Source organism: Butyrivibrio sp. FCS014, assembly GCF_000526935.1.
In the GTDB taxonomy this organism is placed as follows: domain Bacteria; phylum Bacillota; class Clostridia; order Lachnospirales; family Lachnospiraceae; genus Butyrivibrio.
On sequence record NZ_JAHA01000019.1, the window covers coordinates 461,534 to 487,328 of the forward strand.

The 25,795-nt window shown below is 45.5% G+C and carries 30 protein-coding genes; 2 read left to right on the forward strand and 28 right to left on the reverse strand.

The features are described 5' to 3' along the window. Positions 1-2: 2 nt before the first annotated feature. From T456_RS0115010 to T456_RS0115140, 27 genes are all read right to left on the reverse strand, one after another. Positions 3-239, reverse strand: a complete 237-nt coding sequence (locus T456_RS0115010) for a hypothetical protein (protein WP_024866834.1) — start codon at positions 237-239, stop codon at positions 3-5. Next, complete coding sequence (locus T456_RS0115015; RefSeq protein ID WP_024866835.1) at positions 223-1,989, reverse strand: response regulator; 1,767 nt, start codon at positions 1,987-1,989, stop codon at positions 223-225. The genes T456_RS0115010 and T456_RS0115015 overlap by 17 nt, the downstream gene beginning before the upstream one ends. Beyond that, a complete protein-coding gene (locus T456_RS22600) occupies positions 1,979-2,128 on the reverse strand; it encodes a hypothetical protein (protein WP_155838116.1) in 150 nt (49 codons plus the stop codon). Before T456_RS22600 ends, T456_RS0115015 begins: the two co-directional genes overlap by 11 nt. A gap of 48 nt (positions 2,129-2,176) precedes the next feature. Beyond that, positions 2,177-3,226, reverse strand: coding sequence for a M42 family metallopeptidase (locus T456_RS0115025; RefSeq protein WP_081749117.1), 1,050 nt, complete (start codon positions 3,224-3,226; stop codon positions 2,177-2,179). A 34-nt stretch (positions 3,227-3,260) separates the two neighbouring features. After that, positions 3,261-3,674 (reverse strand): DUF6608 family protein, encoded by a 414-nt coding sequence (locus tag T456_RS0115030; protein ID WP_024866837.1) that lies wholly within the window; start codon positions 3,672-3,674, stop codon positions 3,261-3,263. Beyond that, the gene (locus T456_RS0115035) at positions 3,658-4,128 is read right to left on the reverse strand and encodes a LytTR family DNA-binding domain-containing protein (protein WP_024866838.1); all 471 of its coding nucleotides are present in this window, start codon (positions 4,126-4,128) and stop codon (positions 3,658-3,660) included. Before T456_RS0115035 ends, T456_RS0115030 begins: the two co-directional genes overlap by 17 nt. A gap of 9 nt (positions 4,129-4,137) precedes the next feature. Beyond that, positions 4,138-4,848, reverse strand: a complete 711-nt coding sequence (locus T456_RS22870; RefSeq protein ID WP_024866839.1) for a hypothetical protein — start codon at positions 4,846-4,848, stop codon at positions 4,138-4,140. A 185-nt stretch (positions 4,849-5,033) separates the two neighbouring features. After that, positions 5,034-5,912 (reverse strand): SPL family radical SAM protein, encoded by an 879-nt coding sequence (locus T456_RS0115045; RefSeq protein WP_024866840.1) that lies wholly within the window; start codon positions 5,910-5,912, stop codon positions 5,034-5,036. 36 nt (positions 5,913-5,948) lie between these two features. After that, positions 5,949-6,698, reverse strand: a complete 750-nt coding sequence (locus tag T456_RS0115050; RefSeq protein WP_024866841.1) for a GNAT family N-acetyltransferase — start codon at positions 6,696-6,698, stop codon at positions 5,949-5,951. 21 nt (positions 6,699-6,719) lie between these two features. Beyond that, entirely contained in the window at positions 6,720-7,133 is a 414-nt protein-coding gene (locus tag T456_RS0115055; RefSeq protein WP_024866842.1) for a VOC family protein, read from the reverse strand. Further along, complete coding sequence (locus T456_RS0115060) at positions 7,130-8,050, reverse strand: helix-turn-helix transcriptional regulator (protein WP_024866843.1); 921 nt, start codon at positions 8,048-8,050, stop codon at positions 7,130-7,132. Before T456_RS0115060 ends, T456_RS0115055 begins: the two co-directional genes overlap by 4 nt. Positions 8,051-8,173: 123 nt before the next feature. Then, positions 8,174-8,965: a class I SAM-dependent methyltransferase gene (locus T456_RS0115065; RefSeq protein ID WP_024866844.1), complete on the reverse strand. Its 792-nt coding sequence runs from the start codon at positions 8,963-8,965 to the stop codon at positions 8,174-8,176. A 3-nt stretch (positions 8,966-8,968) separates the two neighbouring features. Then, the gene (locus T456_RS0115070) at positions 8,969-9,712 is read right to left on the reverse strand and encodes an MmcQ/YjbR family DNA-binding protein (protein WP_024866845.1); all 744 of its coding nucleotides are present in this window, start codon (positions 9,710-9,712) and stop codon (positions 8,969-8,971) included. Positions 9,713-9,777: 65 nt separating this feature from the next. Further along, positions 9,778-10,743 carry a hypothetical protein gene (locus T456_RS20385; protein WP_024866846.1) on the reverse strand — a complete coding sequence of 322 codons (966 nt, stop codon included), beginning with the start codon at positions 10,741-10,743 and terminating at the stop codon, positions 9,778-9,780. A gap of 96 nt (positions 10,744-10,839) precedes the next feature. Then, complete coding sequence (locus T456_RS0115080) at positions 10,840-12,258, reverse strand: ATP-binding protein (RefSeq protein ID WP_024866847.1); 1,419 nt, start codon at positions 12,256-12,258, stop codon at positions 10,840-10,842. Positions 12,259-12,272: 14 nt separating this feature from the next. Next, complete coding sequence (locus T456_RS0115085) at positions 12,273-13,034, reverse strand: LytR/AlgR family response regulator transcription factor (protein WP_024866848.1); 762 nt, start codon at positions 13,032-13,034, stop codon at positions 12,273-12,275. Between the two features lie 173 nt (positions 13,035-13,207). Further along, entirely contained in the window at positions 13,208-14,233 is a 1,026-nt protein-coding gene (locus tag T456_RS0115090) for a hypothetical protein (protein WP_024866849.1), read from the reverse strand. 44 nt (positions 14,234-14,277) lie between these two features. Next, on the reverse strand, positions 14,278-15,174 hold the full coding sequence (locus T456_RS0115095; protein ID WP_024866850.1) for a hypothetical protein: 897 nt from the start codon (positions 15,172-15,174) through the stop codon (positions 14,278-14,280). Between the two features lie 112 nt (positions 15,175-15,286). Then, on the reverse strand, positions 15,287-15,943 hold the full coding sequence (locus tag T456_RS0115100) for a hypothetical protein (protein ID WP_024866851.1): 657 nt from the start codon (positions 15,941-15,943) through the stop codon (positions 15,287-15,289). Between the two features lie 58 nt (positions 15,944-16,001). After that, positions 16,002-16,853: a hypothetical protein gene (locus T456_RS0115105; protein ID WP_024866852.1), complete on the reverse strand. Its 852-nt coding sequence runs from the start codon at positions 16,851-16,853 to the stop codon at positions 16,002-16,004. Between the two features lie 110 nt (positions 16,854-16,963). Next, positions 16,964-18,217 (reverse strand): M56 family metallopeptidase, encoded by a 1,254-nt coding sequence (locus T456_RS0115110; protein WP_197026906.1) that lies wholly within the window; start codon positions 18,215-18,217, stop codon positions 16,964-16,966. A 27-nt stretch (positions 18,218-18,244) separates the two neighbouring features. After that, entirely contained in the window at positions 18,245-18,640 is a 396-nt protein-coding gene (locus T456_RS0115115) for a BlaI/MecI/CopY family transcriptional regulator (protein WP_024866854.1), read from the reverse strand. A 349-nt stretch (positions 18,641-18,989) separates the two neighbouring features. Then, positions 18,990-20,240: a peptidase T gene (pepT, locus tag T456_RS0115120; RefSeq protein WP_035802455.1), complete on the reverse strand. Its 1,251-nt coding sequence runs from the start codon at positions 20,238-20,240 to the stop codon at positions 18,990-18,992. Continuing rightward, a complete protein-coding gene (locus T456_RS0115125; protein ID WP_024866856.1) occupies positions 20,233-20,718 on the reverse strand; it encodes a C-GCAxxG-C-C family protein in 486 nt (161 codons plus the stop codon). The genes pepT and T456_RS0115125 overlap by 8 nt, the downstream gene beginning before the upstream one ends. Before the next feature lie 217 nt (positions 20,719-20,935). Then, positions 20,936-21,322 carry a hypothetical protein gene (locus T456_RS20390; RefSeq protein WP_024866857.1) on the reverse strand — a complete coding sequence of 129 codons (387 nt, stop codon included), beginning with the start codon at positions 21,320-21,322 and terminating at the stop codon, positions 20,936-20,938. Positions 21,323-21,616: 294 nt separating this feature from the next. After that, on the reverse strand, positions 21,617-22,180 hold the full coding sequence (locus T456_RS0115135) for a biotin transporter BioY (protein ID WP_024866858.1): 564 nt from the start codon (positions 22,178-22,180) through the stop codon (positions 21,617-21,619). Positions 22,181-22,726: 546 nt separating this feature from the next. Then, positions 22,727-23,509, reverse strand: a complete 783-nt coding sequence (locus T456_RS0115140; protein WP_024866859.1) for a biotin--[acetyl-CoA-carboxylase] ligase — start codon at positions 23,507-23,509, stop codon at positions 22,727-22,729. A gap of 129 nt (positions 23,510-23,638) precedes the next feature. On the opposite strand from T456_RS0115140, the gene T456_RS0115145 reads away from it, so the two are divergent. Further along, positions 23,639-24,559, forward strand: a complete 921-nt coding sequence (locus T456_RS0115145; RefSeq protein ID WP_024866860.1) for a magnesium transporter CorA family protein — start codon at positions 23,639-23,641, stop codon at positions 24,557-24,559. Beyond that, positions 24,556-25,200 (forward strand): SDR family NAD(P)-dependent oxidoreductase, encoded by a 645-nt coding sequence (locus T456_RS0115150; RefSeq protein WP_024866861.1) that lies wholly within the window; start codon positions 24,556-24,558, stop codon positions 25,198-25,200. The genes T456_RS0115145 and T456_RS0115150 overlap by 4 nt, the downstream gene beginning before the upstream one ends. Position 25,201: 1 nt before the next feature. On the opposite strand, the gene T456_RS0115155 is transcribed toward T456_RS0115150, so the two are convergent. Beyond that, positions 25,202-25,777 (reverse strand): ECF transporter S component, encoded by a 576-nt coding sequence (locus T456_RS0115155; protein WP_051465042.1) that lies wholly within the window; start codon positions 25,775-25,777, stop codon positions 25,202-25,204. Between the last annotated feature and the right edge of the window lie 18 nt (positions 25,778-25,795).

Sequence of the window (25,795 nt, forward strand, 5' to 3'; positions counted from 1 at the left end):
TCTTAATCCAGTACTCTTCCGATGAAATCAAAGACACATTTCTCACGGTCTTTTGGATTCATTTTGAGAAATGCCTCTGAGTGGATAGTGGCAGACAATCCGTACAGAACCTGGCCTGCGAGAATTTCAGGATCAGCTTTATTCCCTACATCCCACTTTTCTATAAGGGCCTGAATGGCTGGTTTCAGGGCCAGAAGAAAACCGCCTGTTTCGGCGGCTTTCTTAACTATTGCTTTCACTAAATGAATTAAATACTGACTCTCTTGTCTCCTGCAGGCTTCTGCCCTCGCGGGAAAGCTTAAACATGGATTCGGCAAAAAACCTGTGTATCACGTCAAGGATGTTTTCCTTTGGCGAGGTTTTGAGAAGATATCCATCAGGTTTGTACTCAAGAACATGGAACACTATATCCTTATTGCTGTTACCGGTAAGGAGTATTATGGGGATTCGTGGATCGGTATGATCCGTACGGATGATCTTCATAAGGTCAAAGCCATCCATTTTGGGCATCTCCAGATCAAGGAGCAACAGGTCCGGAGTTACCGTGGACAGTCCCGAGAGCATCTCACTTCCACTGTTAAAGCACTGCACGTTATAATAGGGGCTCAGCCAGTGATGGATAACCGAGAGATAACCCGGATCATCATCCACAATAAAGATGGTCTTCTTTCTGTGGAAGTCGACTTCCAACTCGTTAAAGAACATCATGTCTTTTACAAAAGTTCCAATATCAACAGGCCTTGGATAGGTCCTCGATACCCTGTGGGCGCCATTTGATGCGATGGCTTTGTTGATGTCGATGAGCTCCCCCGTAAGGCACAGTATCTTGGAATCATCCTGGCATATTTCTCCAAGAAGATTCATTGTTATACCGATATTGGCTGCGTCATTGGTCCCGGGATTGTAGATAACTATGTCAGCTTCGTTTCTGCCGGTAATGATCTTATCGGGCTCATCGGGTATTGTAACAACGTTAAACTTTGCGTCGGTTAGATTCTTTTCGATGCCTTTTTTGACAATTCCTTCACCGCTCTGGATATAGAGAATTGACGGGCGATGGAAGGGATTGTTTTCGTTGGGAACAGCAGTCGGAGTCTTCTCAGGCTCTTTTTCTTTATGGGCGAAAATCTCTTCATCCTCTATGGGAGAAAGAGAATTTTTAAACTCCCTGTAGGCCTTCAGAAATTCGCCGTTTTCTCTTTTTATTAGGCTGTAGTTCTCTTCTCTTGCGGCAGCCTCCAGCATTGCTGCGGTTTTGCCAAGCTTCTTGGCTCCGACGAGTCTTGCCACGCTCTTTAAGGAATGGACTCGCAGTGCATACATGGTCCAGTCCTCGAACTCAAGGAATCTTTCAAGCTCATCTGCTTTCTCATCCACAGATGAGTAAAAGATATACAGAGCGTCCAGATAATCCTCCCGGTCGCCACAGTTTGTGATACCTGCGCTAAGATCCAACTGCGGGATGATCTTAAGCCAGACCGGAAGCTCTTCGATTTCTTTTTTGATATCAAAGTCAGGATTCTCCGTGCTTTCGCTATTTGCGTTCTCAGCATCGGATAAGATTGAAGCATAGGAAGTACCCTGTTCCCGGACAAAAGAATCATCTTCATCCTTAAGGTACACCATGATAGCTTCAAAGAGTTCCCTTGGATCAACGGGTTTTATCAAAACATCCGCAAACCCGGCAGCTTTGTAGAGATTGACGTTGCTGCGGCCCTCCTCTGTGGTGTGACAGATTATGGGAACATCTCTGCCCCGCTCCTTAAACATCTCTTTTAACCTGACAAGAGTATCCACTCCGTCAAGTTCAGGCATGCGGTGGTCCAAAAGCACAAGGTCGTAGTCATTTTCCCTGCACAGCTTTATGCATTCCATGCCGTTCTCAGCCTGATCCGAGGTGATCCCGTGGGTCGCCAGTATGGATGCCAGCACTATTCTGTTTATGCGCATATCATCAACGATAAGCACTCGTGATTTTTTATTTTCCATAATAATGATTATAACATGGATAAAGAAATATTTTTCCTGGTTGGAAAATCTGCCTACTCCTATATGAACCGAGTTTTACCTTTTCCTTGGCATGTTTATCCCTAAAATCATCATAGCGCTCCATCAGTTCATCAATCATACTTTACCCCTTTCCGTGCGAAAATACCTTCACCCCATACAAAATCTTTTATCCAAGTGCATAACCGATCAAAAGACGAAGTACGTTTTCAGCGCCGTCTCTGTGGCTTCTCTCATATCCGTGGGATGCATAAACTCCGGCACCAATGAGGCCATGCTTAAGGTCATTTCCGGAGCGAAGTGTGGCTTCAACATCACTTCCGTAATGCGGGTAAATATCCACTGCATAATCTGCGCCGCTGTCCTTGGCTGCAGTAACAAGAGCTTTAACTATCTCATAGCTGTAAGGGCCGCCGCTGTCCTTGGCACAGATGGAAACCTGCTTTTCGGTGCAGGTAAGGCCATCGCCGACACATCCCATGTCAACGGAAATTGCCTCGGTGCAGCCCTCAGGAACGCTTCCGGATCCGCCGTGTCCCACTTCCTCAAATACGGTTATATGAGCATAAAGTGCTCTCTTTGGAGTCACCTTTTTGTCACTGATATACTTGGCAAGGCCAAGCAGGATTCCTACACTGAGCTTGTCATCCAGGAATCTTGACTTTATGTATCCTGACTTTGTTACCCTGACATTTGGCTCAAAGCATACAATGTCGCCTACAGAAATGCCAAGCTTTTCCGTGTCTTCTTTCTTCTTAACATCCTCATCGAGAACAACTTCGCAGCTTTCCCAGGTTCTCTTTTCCTCATCGTACTTACCGTTTACATGGATAGAGGCATTGTTGAGCTGGAAGGTTCCTTCATAAATTCCGTCAAACTTGGTAACGACCCTAACGTTCTCAGTCTCGGCATTGTTGGGATTCATGCCTCCAAGATTGGTCAGCTGCAGCCTTCCGTTATCCTTAATGGTAGCCACCATTCCGCCGAGGGTGTCAGTGTGGGCTTCGAGAAGAAGTCCGTTCTTCTTGTCCTTGCCTCCGAGGTTTACGATAACGCCGCCCTTGTTGGTTTGGATGGTCTTAAAGCCAAGAGCCTCAAACTCATCCTTGACCCATTTTGCGGCCTCTTCGGTGTAGCCTGTTGGTGAGTCGATATTAAGTAGCTCGGTGGTCTTCTCAACAATAAAATCGGTGTATTTGCTCAGTGATATCTTTTTCATTTTCTGCTCGTCCTTTCCTGTTACTTCTTATATTTTACTCCAGATCTTCAAAGACTTCGTTAGCTCTTTTTATCTGTAAAAAGAAACTGATGTAATACACTACTGCCCCTATGACGTAAGGAATTGTCACGGACACAAACATGTCTTTGTAAGCTGAAGGAGCAGTGTCTGTGAAGTGCCCCATTATCCAAATGCCTAAAAAGATAAATCCTATAAGCGCAAGGTATTGGCCGATCACCACAGGGATGAACGGAAAGCGCTGCAGGTAGTAATGAAGTGACAGAATGAAGGTGGCCAGTACCGATACTCCCAGGCATGTAAAAATGTTCTCTGCATAAAACCTGTCGATGAATCCGGAGCTCTTTTCCAAAATGAGCTTGCCGCACACTATTAGGGTGAAGCTGATACATACGACGGAGATGAAATTGTGCCTATTTATGAGTTTCATTTTTCTTCCTCCCTCGCAGCTTCTCAAGAGCATCGTAGAATTCCGCCCTATAGCCTCTGTTCATCACAAGGCACTCGTCATTCTTAAGATATATAAGTGTCCTCATGTTGAGGTCTCCCTGAAGGCGCTTTATCTTATACATGTTTGCGATGCAGGACTTGCTGATACGCACAAACCCTGCATCCTTATGATCATCTATAATGTTCTGCAATGTTTCTTTTACCTCAAGACAGGTGTCGGCGGTGTAGCCAAAGGTCTTCCTGTCCACGGTCTCAAAGTAGAATATGTCGGAAAGAGGGAACGTGAGCCTCTTCCCATCTGCGGTTCCCTCTATATATTTGAGCGCCGGCCGCAGTCTCTCAAGTACTGCAGCCGTCTCGCTGTCTATGTCATCGTAGTGAAGTTCCAGATAGTTCTCCGAAAGGTTCTCTTCTCTGGTCTTAATAAATTTCATTGTCTCCCCTTATAAAATAAACATGATGCAAAGGAATAAGTAGGAAAGCTTTAAGTTCCTTCTTGTGAGAAGATATGCGCTTCCGAAGACAAATCCTCCGATAGCGGTGTATATTCCGGTAACCAGAGATCCTTTTGTAAGCCAGTGGCCGATTCCCCAAGTCAGTGCCACTACTATTCCTCCATAGGGAATCTTATCATTTTTGAACCACTTTTCAAATGCATACTGGCCAAAAACTATGATAAGAAGTACAAGAAATACCTCTGCAAGGTAATAAATATACTGGAATGTGAAAAGAACTGCTCCATTACTTCTGAATTCTCTGAGCACCTTGCTGCCATCCCAGTCGATCCAGGTTGAGATCAGGCAAAGGACTGTTCCTGTGATAAGAAGTACCCACTGGGTAAAAGACATTTCTTTTGCCCCCTGAAGAAGGCTCTTTTCCCTGAGGTTTTTGATAAGGTCAACTTCCGATTTGCGGGCACAATCTTTGATAATGTACAGACCGCCGAGGACCCATACAACAACGGTCAACACCCAGTGCAAAATAGACTGCCACATGTTATAGCTCATAAAGTCATATCCGTAGATATTGTATTCGATCACGTACGCCAGCAGCAGTTCAAAGCCGATAACGCCAAAAGCCCCTAAAGAACAGCCAAGAAAGTCAAGTCCCTGTGAGAATCTGTTTTTGTCTTTTGTAAGTGTCATTGTTTTCATTTTAAAAAGCTCCTTTTCAGTAGTTGTATGCGTTTGATATGCATACCTTACCGAATAAGGAGCTACGTTACAATATTTCCGGTGTTAAGTTGCAATTTGCCATGTCTAAGTTGCAATTTCGGGGAATGCGTGGTCCATTTTGGTCCCTGGGACGGGGTCATGGGACCATTTTGAATGGCCGGAATTCACAGATTGAACAGGCTCATCTGTTCATACCTGTCCGTCAGTTCATTCATGAATTCAAAGCACTCTTCAGACCGATACATGATGTTATTTGCTTTGCATATACTTTTGAAGGTATGAGTCAGCTCTTTTGCATTGGGACTTGGAAGCTCATAGGCGTTACCATAGGCCTTTATGTATCTGTCCTTCATACCGGGAAAGTGCTTATCCAGCGCTGCATAGTAGTACTCACGGTCGCCTTCACGGAGCGTGAGCCCCATGCCAAAATCAATGATGCCCTTGACTCCCACGCGAACGCATTCGTTCAGTATTGATATGAGGTTCTCTTTGGTATCATTGATGAATGGCAGGATTGGCGTGATCCACACAACAGTAGGTATTCCTCTTCTCTGCATTTCTTCAAGCACTTCAATACGTCTTTTGGTGTTACAGACATTTGGTTCCAATATGCTGCACAGGTCGTCATCGTAGGTCGTAAGGGTCATCTGCACCACGCATTTTGCAGTGCGGTTTATCTCATCAAGAAGATCGATATCCCGAAGGATGCGGTCTGACTTTGTCTGGATTGCGAGGCCAAAGCCATATTGCCTGATGATCTCAAGGCACCTTCTTGTCAGCTTCAGTTCTTCTTCGCAGTGCATATAGGGATCTGACATAGAACCTGTTCCTATCATGCACTTTTTTCTCTTGGACTTTAATGCCTTTTCCAGAAGTTCGGGTGCGTTTTGCTTTACTTCTATATCCTCAAAAGGGTGCTCGAACCGATAGCACTTGCTTCTGCTGTCACAGTAAATACAGCCGTGGGTGCATCCGCGGTAAATATTCATTCCATGGCGCCCATGGTTTTCTGTTAGTATTCCTTTTGCTTCTACAAAGTGCATTGTGCTCCTCCGTGAAATGGTTCCTTGACTTTGTCCCTAGGTCTCATTCACCAACTTCAAAAACTTCTTGTCGTTCATCTGCTCGTTGGTGACATATTCGCCGTTGGAAAAAAAAGCGTAGGTCGTTATAGGTGTGGGGGCGTTTTGCGCCTCTTCCTTGCTGGTTATCTTAATTGCCTTGAACGGGATACTGTGCTCAGCGGCAGTTTGTTCCAGTACCGGGACATACTTCGCGTTGAACGGGCACTGGTTTGTGTAGTAGAGAACATAGCCCTTTTCATCTACATGCGGGTGTTTTGCGCACTCTTTGAACTGTGGTGCCATGCTATCTTCTGCAAATGGCAGGTACCATAATTGTATCCCATTGTCTGCTTCGTCGCACACTGAAAAGCCCTTGTAAGCAAGGAACTTCGGATCAGCCAGGAAAGGCTTTTTCTTTGCTGCAGCAAGAATACATAGACCAAGCTTTCCCTTCTCTTTGCTATCGCAAATGCAAGAATCAAGCAGCTCGGTAGAATATCCATGTCCCTTGAATGAACCGGAAACCCACAGGCAATCAATATAAACATAGCCGGCAGCTTCGATGGGAACCCAGGCATTCTCAGCAGGGATATACTCAATAAAGCACTTGCCCCGCTCTGCGCTTTTCAGGAACACAAGCCCTTCATCAAACCTCTTAGCAAGCCATGCCTTCTTGGATGAAACCTGTACATCTTTATTGTTTGAGATAGCACAACAAATGTGCTCATCTTCCAGATTATCCTTTGTCACCCTGATATACTCCATGCCTTCATCCCTCCTTAGGTTTCATTCTTTATCCTTCTCTTCGTAGGGTTTGTTCCAGGAGCCGATTTCAATGAGATTCCCCTCAGGGTCTGCAATGTAGCATGTTCGCTGGCCCCAGGGTTCAAGCTCCGGCTCAAGAACCGGTGTTGCGCCGCCTGCAACTGCCTTCTTAAACGCCGCATCGACCTCATCAAAAGTATCAACGTAAAGTGCGATCTCGAAGTGCCCGTTGAGCCCCTTGATATACTCATACTTCCTGCTTGTCATCTTCTCGAAGTCCCCTCTTCCATACAGCAGGAAAAGAGTCCCATCCTTCACCAGATACACATTGGAAGTATCCTCTGCCTCTTTTATCTCAAAACCAAGAACGTCCCTGTAAAAACGAACCATCTTCCCCATGTCTTCCACCAAAAGCCCGAATCCATCAAGTCTCATTTTTTCCCAGCCTCCTTATAAACATTATTCATATTCCCGATAATTTCCGCCATTTTCTTTCGTGCCTGCTTCGGCTCAAGAAGCTCCGCCTTGTCTCCAAAGGTCAGGATCCACGTAATAAGATTCTCCATATCCGTGTAGTCCGCCGTAAACAACAGCCTCCCGTCATCCTGCTCTTCAAAGCACTCCGGGCCGAACTCCTCTACCAGTCGCCACTTCACATCTTTTGTAAAAAGAGCCTTCACCTTAATTCCACCCGGAAACAGCTTTTCGGTAGAAAGATCCGGTGCTGGAACGTTTCTGCACGAAAACTCTGAATCCAGCTCGCGCACCTTGTCCATACGGTTCAGCTTAAATAGACGAAAGTCCTTTCTTTTAAGGCACCATCCCCATACGTACCAGCTGGACCACTTGAACACCACATAGTATGGTTCAATCCTGCGAGTGCCATCCCCGGTCTGGCTGTAATACTTAAAGGTCAGTAAATGCCTGTTTTCAATGGCACTTTGAATTGTTTCTATCTTGGGAGCAAGTGTATCCCGGTACCAGGACGAGAGATCGATCAGGATAGAATCCCGGCCGCTCACGAACTCAGATGAACCGGCACTGATCTTTTCCATGAGTTGCCCGTAATACCTGCTTCCGCTGACGCTGTCAAGGCTCCGAAGTCCCGCCAGAATCATCTGCATATCTTTTGACGTAAGCAGCGTTCTGTCCATACGGTATCCTTCCATGATGCTGATTCCGCCGCCGACTCCCTGCATAGTACGGATTGGAATCCCGGCCCTGCAAAGGTCCTCTATGTCTCTGTTTATGGTCCTTTTCGATACCTCAAACCGCTTTGCCAGTTCAGGCGCTGTAGTCTTTTCTTCCCGAAGCAGCACGGACAGTATCCCGATCAGCCTGTCTATCTTCATTCTCTTCCTGCTCTCTAAATATATGATATCAACCAAAACACGTCATCTGTATGTCATGTTTTATTATATCAAAAAACCGACAGGACTTCCCGCCCTGCCGGCTGGTTTCAATCTGATCCCTGACTATTTCTTTCTCACCTGAAGCTCCGCAAAAGACACATAGTGCTTAACCGTGAATTCGTCGGCAGCATTTTCTTCAAGCATCTTCATATGCTCTTTATCCCAGGCCATTAACTGCTGCCCATTCATAGCCGCTCCGACACCTCTGCAGGCGCGCATTCTGCCGTGCCATCCTTCCCTGGTAAAAGACACATCGACTCTGAACTCATCTCTTTTCACCAGGTCAAAAGATGACAAAATCGCATCCGGAACGTAAACCGGATGAACCGTATCACCGTAGGAGGACCAGTTTGGATTGTGCTTTAGGATGATCTCTTCACTCTTTCCGGCTATCGCATCTTCGAATGGGAGCCATCCCATATACAGGATAAGGAGTTTTCCACCTGGTTTAAGCATTCCGGCAAATCTCTCTGCAATAACTTCTGCCTTCAAATACCAGATGCACTGGCATACGGTGATGACATCAAATGTATTGTCCGGATAACTTACCTCTTCTGCCGGGCATGTAAAAAAATCTATCTCCATCCCCTGCTGATTCGCAAGCTCTTTTGCCTGCTCAATCTGGTTCTCCGAGATATCTGTTCCAATCCACTTAGCACCATACCTGTACATGTTGCGTGGAAGGACTCCGGTTCCCGTCCCGATGTCAAGGACCTCCTGGCCGTCTTTGCAAAGTCCCATATCCAGAATGCACTGATAGAATTCCTTTGGATAAATGTCCCGATATTTAGCATAGTCTTTTGACGTATTCCCCCAATCGAAGGACCTGCCGTTATCTATATCAGAAATCTGCATGATTCACCCCTTCTTCAACGCGGCGCTCAGACTGTTTGGAATCCCCCTTGGGCCCCGCACGGCAAAAATCCCATACTCTTTTTTCAGCACATCAAAAGTAAACTGATCTTCTCTGTATCTTTTCACCAGCTCGATCTTCATCAGGGAGTTTATGGTGAGGTTCTTGTCCTCATATTTGTAAGGGATGTCGGTTTCGGTGACCTTGCATTTGTAGAGCACAGCAGACACAGGGGCTCCCACATACATGTAGACCGTATCGCCCTTTATGATTCCTGCGCCTTGCTTCCAGTCTATCTCCGTGGCATCATCGAATGCATGGACGATGTCATAATACTTGGGATTTGCGGGAATTATCCACTCCTTGGGCTGCCTGAAATTTTTCTTTTTCTTAGCGGAAGCCGTTGCCTCGAAGCTGGCGTCTATCATGGAACAAACCGCTTCATAGGGAACCGTTCCGTCAAGAACTATGGTCATCCAGTTCATTTTGTTCATGTGATAGCCGGGATAATACCCTTCCTGTTGCAGAAGGATGTCTCTGAGCATGAGATCATCAATCTTTACATTGACGACTTCAATTTCCTCGGCGCCCGGTGCGCCGATCATGTCAGGCATGATATTTGCTGTCAGCGCAAACCATTTCCTGTTATCGTCATGTCTGTAGATTGCGTAGCCTGGATATCTTTTCCACAGGTATTCGGGCTTTGCACCGTATTTCTTTTGAATGTATTTGATGATTTTCTCTTTCATACATCCATTCTATACTATTTGGCATACTTTGGGTACAAATGAGCCCTGGGGACGGAGTCGAGGGCTCATATCCGGTGTTCCGCCGCCTTTTCCGCAAGTTCTTTATTTAGTTCCCTGCGTTTCTGCCAATCTTCAATCTGCTTCTTTTGTCTTGCTGCTCGCTGTGCTCTACGCCTTGCATTATCATTATTTCCGGAGTTTCTTCTCAATGCACGTTCACTTCTCATTTTTTCCAACACTTCATCAAGTTTTTCCGCAGCGCTCATTAGCTCGGATTCTCTGCCCTTTATGGCAAGGTCAACGTGCTGTATAGTTCCTGCTCCGCCGTCTTCTTTCAGATAAAATCCGGTCTTTCTTACCTTTCCGTCCAGAACTCCATCCGTTCCGTCTATAGTAAATTCAGTATCCTCAGCGCCAAGAAAAATCGCACCTACTCCAGTTTCTTTAAGGCTCTTTAATTCCTCTTTTCCATCATCGGTCTTACTCCAAACCTGCAACTTTTCATAGACCTCATCACTCTCATCAATCCAGCCATTACCATCGCTGTCATATTCAGCAAGATCTTTAAAGCCATCACCACTCTTAACACCAAACAGCTCTGTGCCATCATTTATCTTGCCATCCCCATTTTTATCAAGAGCAAGAAATCCACTTCCTGCCTTTGTCATGGAAATCTCATCCTGCTTTCCGTCAGCATCCAGGTCGAACTTAAATTTCTTATCACTAAGTGACGTTGCCTGCTGCCCGGTATTTATTATCAATGGATCAAAGAGACTATCCATTGGTGATGACATTGCAATAAAGGTATCGCGCTCTTTCTTCCGCGCCATCGCAACATCTACATCCACCTTGATCTCCCTACCATCCTCTGTCGTGATCCTGCCCGATGCCTGATAATCCGCCTTTTCCTTCTCTACATGCTTTTCTACTATTCCTGCAAAAAATCCGCTTGTCCCTGCGCCGCTGCTTTTCAATTCCTTTTGATAGCTGTAATTTGCCTTGGAATAAACATCACTACTCGCTATCTTCATATTCTGTTTACCTCACAATTCCAGCGCTTTACTGTTACATTACAGGTATCGACTATGAAGATATCCGGATAAATAGCTAATGCATCAACGGACATTTTAATGTAGTGAATGGTCATCTTCTGTGCTTTGGAGCATAACTCTAACCTTGAACAGCTTATTCTCTGAACTGATATCCATTGTCCCAAGATATTTATCCGCAATGCTCATCACACTCTTTAACCCAATTCCATGAAGCTCTCCATCGGTTTGCTGTCTCTTCCTGCTCACTATATTGCCATCCACATCTCTTTTCAGCACTCCGTCAAAAGAGTTCTCGGCTCTTATCAGGAAAAAGTTCTCCTTAACCTCTCCGGTAAGTTTTATGTACCTTTCGTTTTCCGGGATTACTGCCACTGCTTCCACTGCATTGTCCAGCAGGTTATTCAATATGATTCCCATGTCTTTAGCGCCAATACCACTTTCATTGGGAAAAGAGAAATCAGCCTGAAATTCACATTTTAGATTGTCCGCCTGGCCTGCTGCCTCATTTATCACTATATCGGTGACTGGGTTTCCTGTAGAAATCCGCATGCTATTCGTGCTTAGTTCTATGTTCATTTCACCAAGAAACTTCGAAGCATCTTCATATCTTTCATTTTCCAAAAAGCTCTTTAGTATCATTAGTTTTCCGGCCATATCGTGCCTGAGCGTCCTGATGCGGTCATGATATTTTTCTGTGTACTCTATCTTCTTCCTGATAAATTCCTGCTGCTTAAGTTCCTCCTGAAGCCGCAGTTCCTCTTCCTTGAGCCGTCTGTACCTCTGCCAGGTAGCAATGGCAGATATCTCGCCTATGAATAGCAGCAGTGCAAGCAGAGGAAGCGTAAATACCATTCCCTTCTTTTCGTCCAATAAAAAGAATACCTCTTTTTCCAAAGGAACCACCATGACATCCGCAATCATATAACAGATAATGTACGAGACCGCCGAATAAACTGACAGATAAATAGCTTCCGTCCAGGACATGTCATATTTCTTTTGACAGAGTTTTCTTACTACAAGGTATTCGCCAAAAAGTGTAAGTGCCATAAAGACAATCTGCGCCACTATAAGTGCAAACATCCAAAGCCACAAACGCTCTATGGCACCTTCCTTTGAATAATCAATTGCTCCTGTGACCTTATCTGTAATTTCATTGAAGATTGCGAAGTTTGCAAGATACCATACGTAAAAGACATTGTTCCACCAAAAGAAAACAAATATCGAGTGAGGCAGCACTTTGGGATTGATCAGCCAAAAGACTATGGCTATGAAGATGAGTCCGATGAGGCTGTACAGTCCTCTTGTGGAGAACGGTATGGCAAAGAGAATTAGTCCGATAATAGTCATGACTGCTGATATCATAATTATCTTTGCTCTGTTTAATATCTCTTTTTCCAAAAAAAGATCCAGACACAATCCAAGAAACGCTCCCCTGATAATAATCATGATTATTCCGTATAACTGCTGAGCTATCCTTATCTGTTCTTCGGTCATAACCCCTCCGCTTTTTAGGATATGTAATCCATATATGCTTTTACAAATTCCTGGTATTTATATTTGGATATGATAAGAAGATCCCCGTTATCTATCTGAACCTCAGACCTCGAGTACCCTTTAATATGCTTCATATTAACCAGATATCCTCTGTGGATTCTGAAAAACTCTTTTCCAAGTTCTTCTTCAAGTCCGGCCATCTGTCTGTAGACTTCATAGCGTTTATCCTTCATATGCACTACTGCTTTTCTACCGGAACTTTCAACATAGAGAATGTCTTTTACCCTCAAAGTCACAGACTCTTTTCCAATCTGCACTGTGATGAAATCCTCTTTGTTGTGATATGAAGTTTCGCATATAAGCTGTGCATCAAGTCGTTTTAGCTCCTCAATTGCACGGTGCAGATCACTCTCAAATATATCTTTTGAAACCGGCTTAATCAGATAATCAAATGCCTTTACCTCAAACGCATCTCCCATTCTGTCAGGGATTCCTGTCACGAAAATTATGAGCGGTCTTGAAGCGCGCACACTCTTGCCGGTCGCTTCTATGCGCATTCCCAGCTCTTTTGCTGTCTCAAAACCATCACTCTCCTCCAGGGCAATATCAAGGAACAGCACATCAAGCCTAAGGCCTTCATCGATATCCTTTAGCAGCTCTTTGCCACCTGAGTATTCCTTAACCTCTGCCCCCGGTGTACTTGTCCTTGTCCATTCGCGTAAAAGACATCTCACCGGCTCTTCATCATCACAAATCGCTATACAGTACTTATTCATATTTCATCCTCTTGTCTGTTTATGCATAAATCATAGCATCAGAACATTTGCGTAGGCTTTATCCATGTCATGAATAGCCATTTTTATGTTACGAATGGGCAATTAAAAAGCGCATCATTCCAATGTTTTCAATCCATTGAAATAATGCGCATCCTTGACTCCGTCCCCGGGGTTCAAATCTGATTATCTATTGCACTTCCCTTGACGTCGTTCGAAAGAAGGCTCAGCTTATTGAGAATATTGGTAATCTCAGAATTGACCGCATTCTGCGTCTCCTCCATGGAAGTACCCTCTGAAATAATGGTCTTTTGTGTGCCTTCGGCATCCATCCGCTCTGCCTCAGCTCGCTCACGCCTTGCGACAGCTCTTTTTACATCGGCGCCGGTCCTCTGGCTCTCTGCAGCATGTTCCTTGATGTTCTCGATCATCTCCTGCTGCATGGCTTCTTTTTCGAGTTTCTTTGCCTCTTCCTTCTTCTCTTCTTTCTTCTTTTCCGCAGCCTCTTTTGCCTCTTCTTCGCGCTCCTTCTGCTCTTCGTCCACATGCTCTATCATTTCCTGAGTCAAAAGAGCTACCGTCTCATCATTCGAGGCCTCCATGATCTCCTCTGCTGCATCCTGCGCTTTGAGCATGTCCTGTGATTTTGCGCGCTCCCTTTTCATATCTGCATATCCCTGAACATTCCCTGCCTGCTGGGCTTTGGCCTGATCGATATCAAGCGCATTCTGCTGATTCTTTGCCACGTAGTAAAGAGCCTGCTGCTGATACTCGGACAGCTTTCCCTTCTCCTCATCGGATAGTCCGTCTTTGGAGTGATTCATTTTTAAGGCAAGCTGCTCCAGGTTCTTATTCTCTTCACTGTCCGGATCAATCCCATATTGTTCCTGTAGCTCTTTTAACCTGGCATCATTGTCCCTGGTTTCAGTGCGCTTTTCATTTATCACGTCCTGCAGACGCTTTATCTCATCCTTGATCCCCTGCATCTGCGCATCAAGCTTCTTCTCTCCGCCAAAAGCATCGGAGACAACCTTAAGAGCCTGCTTTCTGGCAAGCCCTCGGCGCTGAGCTATAAGACTCTCGCCCTTAAGGTTTGCGCCGGAGATCGAATTCATGTTGCCGTTCTTATTCTGCGTATTTGCAGCGCCTGAAATTATCTGTGTATTGTCATTTCCCTGAAATGAGTTCTGCTGTATCCTCATAATTTGTTACCTCCGAAATGAACCCATGACTCCGTCCCTAGGGGTCATTTCTCTATGTCCATTAATGCAATAAGCTCTTTTAAATCTCTATCCAAAGCGTCATTTATATCAGATTCCCTCTGGAATGGGTACTGCACAGCATATACGGGCTTCATAATATTCTGATAAAGAGCTTTAATCTCAGAAGCAGCGTTTTTGCCGGTAATATCAACTGCCCCTATACTGTCGCGGAGCGTCTTTATCAGCTCCCTGTCCGTAGCAATATCGGTGCTGGCATATCTTGTCGTTCCTGATTCTGTAACACTTCCGGGCACCAGAACCTCGACTCCAAAGTATCTTCCTGACTCAGGATCATCGTTCACACGTGTAGTTCTGCCCGATAGCATTTCGTTCTGTCTTTCCACCAGACCGTTGTTGTAGTCCTTCATAGCCCGGCTGATCACCTTGGCCTGATCATCACTAAATCCCGCAGCAGCGCTGTTCTCCACAACCTTCTGCGCAACTTCCATCTTGGCATAGTCCCTATAGCTTAAGTATCCTGCCTTCAGCTGGTTTCCGACACCTGTCACAAGCTTTCTGGCCGCGCCCAACTCTTCTTCGGTAAAAGAAACTCCGCCTATCTTGTACGCACCTTCGGCATTCTTGTTGATCGGAATCTCTGTTCTGTACAGTGAACTTACCGGATGGTTATTCCAGGAATCTCTGACTTTCTCCAGTTCTTCTGTTCCAAGCGCAGAGATAGAAAGTGTAGCTGCCGTGTCACCAAAAGCCACGTCTGATTTATCACTGAGTTTCTCATGGATGGCTTTCTGCAAACCACCATCTCCATTTTCAGGTGAAGACTTTGCCAGCATCTCATCTCGCTGCTGTTTCGCAGCGTAAATTTCCTGACCAATGTCTTTTACCTGCCTGCCAAGCGAAGTAATATTGATTCCAGTCATTACCATAACCTCCGTGTATATGAACGACAAAACTCCTTTTCTGTTATATCGGCATATAACCTTTAGCAGCTTATAGAAATGTCACCAATGGATTCATTTATGTCACAAATCTTCATACTTCTGTTCCTTTCTCTTTTGAACTGTAGTAGTCCTCAAACAGCTTGTTCGTCGCATTCAAAGTTTCCTTACAGATAGCCGGAAGCTCTCTTCCCCAGGTCTTTGTTGCCTGCTTGAAGCCCTTCTCCATAGCCTTCTGCATCTCCTTCATCTTGTCCACGTCGTCCCCGGCAAGAGCTGATGCAAAATCAAAGAGTCTTTGGGAAGTCTGCTTTACGCCATAGTACCCGTCTTCTGATATATCTTTTTGTGCCTGAGCCTTGGTCGCAGCATCAACCTTGAAGTTGCCACCGGCAAGCTGCCTCCAGAAGTCATCGCCCTTGGCTGTTCCATAAGCACCTACTTGACCTTGCAGCGTCTTTTGCACAATGGAGATCAGATTGTTTCTCTGCTGTTCCTCGGCGGCCTTGAGCTGCTGGACTATGGCTGCCCTATCCTCTTTGGACTTCTTATAAATAGCCTTTTCATCATCCTTCTCGCTCTTTGCTGCCTTCGCATTGGCATCCTGCTTTTCATAGATAACTCCGGGCTGTGATGCGGAAGATGCTTTTTCTTTATCCTTATCATCATCCTTGATCCACGCCGGCTCGGTATTGCCACTAATGCCAACTAAATTATTCGTTCCATAATTTGTGTTGATTCCTATGCTCATAAATGTTACCTCCTTGTATTTGTTAACATCTGTTAATCTATCTGCCAAAAAAAATATCTCAAACCTCTACGTCAAACGAGCCACCTGTTTCTGTCGGTGTGTTTGTCGTTCCTGCATCCACAACTGCCATGTCCACACCTCCCAGTGATAGCGTCACTCCGCTGTCATATGCCCCTGCTCCAGCAAAAGAGCTTTTTCCGGCATTCTCCTTCTCCGACTGAAGCCGGTCAAACAGTGCCTTCAGATACTTAAGATCCGCCTTCAATATGTCTCTGGCTTCATCCGATCTGTGCTTGACCTTGAGCTGCTCTAAGTCTTCAGGTGTCATGGATCCGGAAAGCGCCTCAGCCATTTCATCAAGTTCCTCGTCCAGCTCTACCGTCTCTTCCGCCATCTCCATCATCTCATCAGCGCTGAGCTCTAACTTTTCCATAAGGGCTTCAAATTCGGCCTGCTCAAGCTCTTTTATCTCTTCTTCGGATTCCGCTTCATCCGGCGCTTCCTCCGGTTCCATCGGCATCTCCTCTTCAGCCTCTATATTCCTTTCCGCAGTCTCTTCCATCCTGAGATTCTTCTTTTTCTTGTCACAGGCTCTTTGGACCATCTCTGCATGAAGGATTGCCCTCAGTACCTCTTCTTCGTCCACATCGCCGTTCTTCAGCTGCTTTTTCAAAAGACCTATCTTAGCCCTGATACTGTTCGACACCTGCATGGCTTTTGTGGAGGTCTTGGCCTGTAAAACCTGGGAAGAAACCTGCTTAAAGCTGTACAGTGCCGGTTTCTTTTTCTTCCCGGTCTGCTTTGTAGGTCTGCAAATCCCGATGGTTCCGACATGATTGCCGTATGCATCATAGAGTCTTTTTCTGTAATGAGTTGTATTGCCACTTACCGTGACTTCCCATCCATTCACATAACCACCTCCTGTTCCGGGTGTCATAAAAGCGATCCCTCGGCTTAAGTCCCCGGGGTTTCATAATAAATGATCCCTCGACTCCGTCCCTAGGGGCCATCTGCAGCCGCTTACAGCCACATGATCAGCCGGTTCCATATATCGATTTCATTATGATTAGGAATTTTGAGAATTCCTTCGTGTATTTCTTTAACGTCAAGTTCTCCCCAGCCTCCGCCTCCACCGATTCCGGGAATCTTATAGTAACCGCCGACTGAAAAATAGAAGAAACCATCAGCCCTTTCTGCTTCCGGAAATTGATCCAGCAGGGCCTTCGAATCCACATAAATACATTCATCGTCAAAGCCTGTTACTATAGCCTTGTCATAATCTACAAAGACAGAATCGGTGTCATTGGAAAAGCACATGGAGCTCACCTTACCGATGTCATTGACTCTCGCAAAGGAGTTAGCTTTGATCACTCCCGTCGTTGCAACAACAAGCAAAGCCACTACGGCAATCAGGACTTTCACCGCCTTTACACTATATGCCTTGCGGCCTACAATTCTCTCCAGCCTTCTTTTTAATACCTTATAATCGTCGTCCCAGGCAAAAGACATTCCGCCCCGGGGCCCGGGCTTTCTTCCGGATATTGCCATATTCCCGGCGCATCTAAGAAGCGTCTTTCCATAGTCACTTATATCTATTGAGTTCCTCTGTATCGTCACTGCATCGCAGATGTCCTCAAGATCTCTCTTTAAGAACCTTACGCACAAATGCAGAAAGACATTTGGCCAAAGAAGAACCCGGAGTATATCATATGCAAGAAGTATCCATAAATGCCCCAGCCGTATGTGGGTTTCTTCGTGCTTTATAATAACAGCCGCATCGTCTTCCAAAAGGTCTTCCGAAATAACAATTGTCGGTTTAAGACACCCCATACAAAATGATGAAATCCTGCCCGGATACTCTTTCATGGCATAATCAGAGCTGTACTTTCCGGGATCATACAATCGGTTAACCATGCGGGAAAGTCCTCTTCTTTTCACCACAAGCAGTGTTCCGATAATGATCATTCCTGCAAAATACAGCACACTTATCCATCTCGTACTGCATAGTTCATACCATCGGTAAAAAACCTTCACCCCCAGCGGTGTGCTGTAATAGGCATGAAGTTTTCCGCAAAAAATAACGGGAATCAGCATGCACCACAGAACACCCTTTCCAAATACCATTCTGGAAAAAAGGCTGCTCCGCAGGGTCATGATGACTCCCAGCACAAATACAGATATGATCGCACAAAAACCAAGTATGGTCGAATAATAGACGCATACAAACTCCAAAAATCCATATAGCTCATAAAAGAACAGTTGCATTCCCTGCATAATTGCTCCCTTGCTCATCCTTGAGACTCATTTATTTTTCTTTGCTTTCGCTATGATACTTTCAAGTTCTTTGATCTGTGCCTCCGACAGCTGCACTTTGTCCAGTAAGGTAAATGCAGCCGAGAGTTTGTTTCCCTCAAAAAAGCTCTCTGCAAATGCATCTCCCTTAGCCCGTTGGCACTCCTCTCTTCCTCTTGCCGCAGTATAGTGATAAACCCTGGCATCATCAGGATCGACTGTATATGTAAGCATACCCTTTTTGCATAGCCGGTTTATCAGCACTCTTACCATCCTCTGGGACATCTTAGAGGACTTGGGCAGTCTGTCTGTAATCTCTGCTGAAGTCAGGTCATGTCCGCATCTCCATAGAGTCTCCATGATCATCCATTCACTTTCACTTGGAAGCATTTCTTCTTTTGGCATAACATCCCCCTGTACCGTTAGTTTTATAAACATATCAAAACAGACATAAGTACTCTTTCATCAATTATATCGGATAACATTTGTTAATTGTTAATAGCCGTTATTCATTTTTTCAAAAATTATCTCCAACTCCAATTGTCCGTATTCACAGGAGAAACCCTGAGGTAAAGGCCCTGACCGCCAAGCTGTTTCCGGACAAAAAAGGCTCCCCGGCCATAGCCGGAGAGCGCTCTGAATCCTTTTAACTATTCTGTTTTTGCGCTTGAAGACTCTTTTTCCTTTGAAGAGCCTTACATATATCCATTACCCGATTTATGAAGCGGAAAACTCACAAATATACATTACCCGCTTACAGCTCACCAAAAGCCTCGCATATATTTATGAGTATCTCCACATTCTTTTCCATGGAGCGTATAGGTACATACTCAAATCTTCCGTGGGCATTTTCATATCCTGCTGACAGATTGGGACACGGCAAGCCTCTGAATGAGAGAGCTGCTCCATCCGTTCCGCCTCTGAATGGCTCGCAAACAGGCTCTATTCCGGCTTTGGCAATAGCATCTTTCAAAATATCCGTCATATAAGGAACACCTTTAAGAACTTCCTTCATATTGCTGTACTGGTGCTCTATTGTGATCTTCACTCTCTCAGAGCCATATTTATCCGAGAGCCTTTGCGCACATTCCCTCAAAAAGTTCTCCCGTCCTTCAAATTTATCCTTGTCAAAATCTCTGATAATAAGTATTACCTTTGCATGCTCACATTCGGCGCTGCAGGAAATCACATGGAAAAATCCCTGCACTCCGTCAGTATTCTGCGGCCTTTCATCCTCCGGGAGCATTGCCATAAACTCTGCGGCCATATCTACCGCGTTTACCATTATCCCCTTAGCTGTTCCGGTGTGAACACTTCTTCCGATAAACTCCAAAACCGCTTCCGAAGCATAGAAAGTCTCATCTTCATACCATCCAAGATGATCTCCGTCAAGGGTATATGCCACTTTGGCACCAAACCTGTCAAAATCAAGGTCCTGCGCAAGACCTCCCACTTCCTCATCGGGAGTAAATGCCAGACATACGTCGCCGTGTTTTACATCACTGTGGCTGCAAAGATACTCAGCAAGAGTCATTATGGCTGATATGGAAGCCTTATCATCACCTCCAAGGAGAGTTGTTCCATCCGTTAGAATAAGATCCTGACCGACATACGACTTTAAGTTGCTGTAGTCTGCTGCCCTCATCACTATATCCTTATCCTTGTTAAGTACAATGTCTCCGCCATCGTAATTCTCCAGCACCCAGGGCTTAACATTCGTGCCGCTGGCATCCGGGGCTGTATCAATATGTGCGATAAATCCTACCGCTCTGCCTGCACCCTCAGGCATGTTGCCGGGAATTCGGCCATATACCACGCACTTGTCATCATCAAGAAAAACATCGGAAACTCCGATGTTTATCATCTCATCTCTAAGAACTCCGGCAAGGTCCCTCTGCTTATCTGTTGTGGGCCAATGGCCGCTATAGGGCTGCGACTGGGTATCTACCTTGGCGTACCGCAGCATCCTGTCTTTAACCTGGTCATAAAACTTTGTTTTATCCATTACATTTACCATTGCCCGCGGGCAATTCCTTGTTTCCTTCCATAATGTATTCTTCCAGAATCTGCGCCGCATCTCCAATTATCTCAGGACATGGACGCTTCTTATAATATTCGGCTGTTCTGGCCTCAGGAACCGGGACATCATGTCTGACGCTAAGCCCCAGAAGTTCTCTGCATACTATCGATCCGTGTTGCTCCTCAAATCTGTGTGCCAGCTCCTGTATTCTTGCGTAGTGGTCGGCCTTTACCTGCCCTGTCTCGGGGCCGTCATAGCCGTATAACAGGCCCGCCACCATGAACATTCCGCTTACAGAGCCGCACACTTCGCGAAGTCTTCCCATTCCTCCGCCGAAAGAGGATGACAATCTCAAAAGCGTAGCCTCATCAATCGGAAGCATATCCGCAAAAGCCAGTACTATTGACTGAGAGCAATTATATCCTTTCATGAAATTGTCCATCGCCATCTGTCTGCGGGTCATATAAATCCTCCATAGTCATGAACTTCCCACCGACTCTACGTCGGAACGGAATTTTTCTCGCGTTGTCATAATGCATTATCACACTACGACATCTGCCTTAAATAGTCAACAACGCCTCCATAACTATTAGTATACCCATGGCCATTCAGACAACCACGGCCGTTCATACAACCACTGCTATTCAGACAACCACGGCTGTTCATACAGCCTCGGCTATTCAGACAGCCATTGATACCCTGTCCGCAAACCTTATGAGTGCAGACTCAATCCTGCCAATATCCACTTCCCCCGTATATTCATAATCATCAACATGGAACGCCCTGTCATCTATATACACATCGCAGGTGATCTTTCTTGAATTAGATCCATACTGCTCTATGATCTCCGGAAGATTGTCATTAACCGCATCAAAAACAAGACCATACCTTCTGCAAAACTCCACTGCATCAGCTAACGGCTTCCCTGCTCTGCAGGTCCACAATATCACCTTATCTCCTGTCCCCTGCCTGCTAATAAGATAGTCAACAAGTTCCCTGTTAACCGGTCCTACCGATGGCCATTCACCGAAACTCAACGTGCCGTCAAAATCCACTGCGTAAATCATATGTGCCCTCAATTCTGCTTATATAAAGCCTAAATCCTAAAACACTCAACATCAAGCTGCCGCAAACGTTTGTTCTATTTAATTATACGAACATTCGTTCTGAATTTCAACAACTAGATATTGCGTTTATATTTCAGCAAGGCACAAAGAAGTCGGGATTTCATTTTATCGTTTTAACTTCCGATATTATCGACGATGCACTTTTTCTGTGCCATACAAAAACGGCCTGTTTTACATGAAAAAGTGAATAAAAAAACCTGCTCCGCATTGTTCACGAAGCAGGCAAAAGCTCTTTTATCTGATAACCGGTTCTATTCTCTTTGAAAGCACCACCGCCAGTGCCAGCTTAAGAAGATCCGGAATGATGAAGGGGAATACGCACCATCCAAGTACCGTAAGAAGTCCCACCTCACCGCTGTTTTGCATGTATACATGCATGAACCACGCGGTTCCGAAGGCATAGCACACTGTCAGTCCAAGTACCAGCGCCAGAATCTTCATAACTATATTCTTCTTAAAGAACCTGGTGAAAAGAATATATATAAGTCCTGTAAACAAAAATCCGATTATGTATCCTCCGGTATTTCCGAAAAGAACTCCGAAGCCCCCGGTAAATCCTGCAAAAACAGGCACTCCCACTGCCCCAAGCAATATATACACAAGGGTTGCCAGTGTTCCTCTCTCACCGCCCAGAAGAAGCAGGACAAAAAACACTGCGAAAGTCTGAAGCGTAAAGGGAACCGCCGTGGGTATGCTTATCCAGGAACATATTGCGATAAGCGCCGCCCCGATGGCAATATACACCAGGTCCAGCACCTTTGAATTGTCTCTTGTCTTAACTGCGTCTGCACTACTCATGATGTCTTGATCCTCCAACAACTGTTTCATTATTTTGCCGACAATACAAAATTGCCTCTATGAAGGTATCACATCACGCAGCCATTGTCAACCAATGTCACTTCATAGGTTGACAATCATCAAAAAGAGAACTGTCTCATGGCTTCTGTGATAGTCCCCACTCAAATCATCAAAACCCACTTCATGTGACTTTCCGGATCTATACCAAACTGTTGGTTTCATTATTTCTCCTGATTTCAACAGTGTATTTGCTCTCATCTACCTGTTGAAATCGATAAAAACGATATTCCCAACAGGGAGCACCAGCTGAATTCATCTGTTGAAATTGACAAAAACCACATTCCCAACAGGGAGCGTCAGCTGAATTCATCTGTTGAAATCGATAAAAACGGTATTACCAACAGGCCCATCTACCCAAAACACCTGTTGTAATCAATAAAAGTCACAAATCCAACAGGCTCTCCGCAATGAACCTGCTAAAGATCTAACCCTAAAGCTCTAACATCCTGTGTTTGTCAGGCAAAAAACATACCATCCCCAGGTTCCCTATTGCTTTCTATCCAGCACTTTCTCAATCACCCTTGCTATCAGAGCATTCTTGGTTACAGTGGCCTTCCCCCTGGTAAAAAGGCTCGACGCCCTTTCCCTTACCTCTTGGGGGAAGCTGCCTATATCTGAATCAAAGTTAATCCCGATCCCCGCAACAATCCACTGGAGGGTTCCGCTGTCAAACTCACTGCCGGACTCGAGAAGTATGCCGCAGACTTTTTTCCCGTCAACATACAGATCGTTTATTCCGTCAACGTAGGGCTCTATTCCGGTCAGTTCCCGGATGGCGCTTATGACAGCGTCCCCGGTAAAAGAGATAAGCTCTTTGCTGTCAGTACTGAAAAGCGCCTCGGGCTTTAAAACGATGCTCATATACAGGCCGCCTTCAGGGGAAAAGAAGGAGTGGTCCTTCCTGCCTCTGCCTCCTGTCTGGGACGCCGCAACAATCACAGTCCCATGGGGAGCGCCTTGTATCGCCAGCTCTTTGGCCTTATCACTTGTGGAAGTAAGGCTGTCAAAGACAAAGATTTCACCGGCGCTATCAAAGCCCGGTGTAAGACAGGCCTTTATCCCCTCCGCAGAGATTATGTCGCTGTCACCTGAGAGTCTGTAGCCCTTGTTGCTGACCGCCTTTATAAGATACCCCTTTTCCCGGAGCTCCTTTATGGCCTTCCACACGGCATTTCTAGAAACGCCAAGCTCCCCTGCCATATCTTCCCCGGAGGTATAGACATCTTTATTTGATTCAAGTATGAAAAGCACCTTCTCGAATGTACTCATTTGACCTATTTTTTCCTTCCGGTATCCATGAAAATACCTGCTGTATAAACCGATTCCATTTCATTTTACACTCCCAAGGTGCTATGATAAAAGAGAAGGTTTTAAGAATCTACCAGTTGGGGGAAAATTATGTACTATCTTATCAGAAACACCCTTGAAGAATGCAGTGCCGAACAGTGTCACGACGCCGATGCGCCTTTTGTGGCTGTACTTACGCCGCAGCAGTGGCTTGAGGAGAGCGAGAATTTTGACATGGGCATTGATTTCGATATGAACAGCAATGAAGATATCCTCACCACCAAGGCTGAGGTCAACTACGACTCTCTTACCGGAACTTTCTGTATCCCGGTGCAGTCAGCCTGTACCGACGTTCCCGAGAGTTTTTCCTTTGCCCTTGATGAAACCGGTATCGTGTTCATCGACAGAAACAAGAACGCCTTAAACCTAGTTCAGCGGATCCAGCGCAACAAGAAGTGGAGAAAACCCTCTTTAGAGCGATTCCTCTATGACTTTCTGGAGCTTATAATCCATAACGATCTTCAGATCATGCAGCGCTATGAGCGGGAACTTGACGGAATAGAAAAAGAGATAATGGACAACGCCGAAGAAGCTCATATCCAGCGCAACAACGAGATCCGCGGCGACATCAGAGACCTGCGCATTCACTATGAACAGCTTCAGGACCTTGGACAGGAGCTTGAGGAAAATGAGAACGGCTTCTTTGAGGAGGACAATATCAGATATTTCCACATGTTCTCCAGCAGAGTAGACAGGCTCTACGATGCGGCAACTCACCTTCGTGACTACACCATCCAGCTCAACGACCTCTATCAGTCCCAGCTTGATGTTAAGCAGAACCGCATCATGACAGTGCTCACGGTGGTTACCACCATCTTCATGCCTCTGACCCTTATCGTTGGCTGGTACGGAATGAACTTCAAATACATGCCGGAGCTTGAATGGATATTCGGTTACCCGGTGATCATCGGACTCAGCGTTCTTATTGTGGCAGGCAGTCTGATCTTCTTTAAGGTAAAAAAGATACTATGAAAATACTGATTACGGGAACAAGTCGCGGGATAGGTCTTGCCTGCGCAAAAAAATACATAGAGATGGGCCATGAGGTCATCGGCTTTGACGTAAATGAGGCCGGTTTTTCTGCCCCATCCTACACCCACATGACAGTGGACATAACAGGAGAGCTTCCCGACATTGACGGTGTGGAGGTTCTTATTAATAATGCGGGAATTCAGGAAGGCCCCGGCGTCATAGACACCAACCTTACCGCTACCATCTCCGTTACAGAGAAATACGCCTTCCACGAGGGCATACACTCCGTTCTTTTCATGGCATCCTCCAGCGCTTCAAACGGCGCGGAATTCCCCGAATATGCCGCCAGCAAAGGCGGAGTTGTCACTTATATGAAAAACACCGCACTCAGAATTTCCAAGTACGGTGCTACTTCCAACAGTATATCTGCAGGCGGCGTCTACACACCGCTGAATGCTCATATTATGGACGATCCGAATCTCATGGAGCAGTGCCTTGATGAAACTCTTCTCCATCGCTGGGCATCCGCCGATGAAATAGCCGATCTGTCTTACTTCCTTACCAATGTAAACAAGAGTATGACCGGCCAGGATCTTCTTATCGATAACGGAGAACAGTTAAAGTCCAACTTTATCTGGTGACTTATGCTGCTTTCTCCTCTGTCTCTTTTCCGTCAAAATGAGTAAGTTCATAGGGAAGGTGCTTAACGCAGGTTATTACCAGCATGATGGCAACAAGCTTGTCCACATAATCGGTAACGGCCTGTGTTACAAATGCGCCTCCAAGAAGCTTAAGTGCTGTCTGGGAAAGTGCCTGGATAATAACGGTTGTAACTACAGCAGAGGTGATTCCTCCGAAAAGGAAAGTCTCAATGCAGGCTGACAGCGCAGATGCGGGAAGTGTTATGATAAGGCACTTCCAAAGGGCATGTACATAGCTGAGTTTCTTCTTATAGAACAGAAGTCCTGCGATAACGCCCATAAGAACTCCGCTCAGTGAGAAATAGATTGCAAAGATATCTCCGAGGACTCCGTTGATAAGACCGCCAACAAGTGCAGTAAGGCCGCCGGCTACAGGTCCTAACGTAATGGCTGCAAATATGGTTCCGATGCTGTCAAGGAAGATGGGAAGGCTTAAGGCAAGAGCTATCTTACTTCCTACAATGTTGATGGCAACCGCCAGTGCGATCATGGTAATTTTCTTAGTTCTGTTTGACATAATAATTTCTTCTCCAAT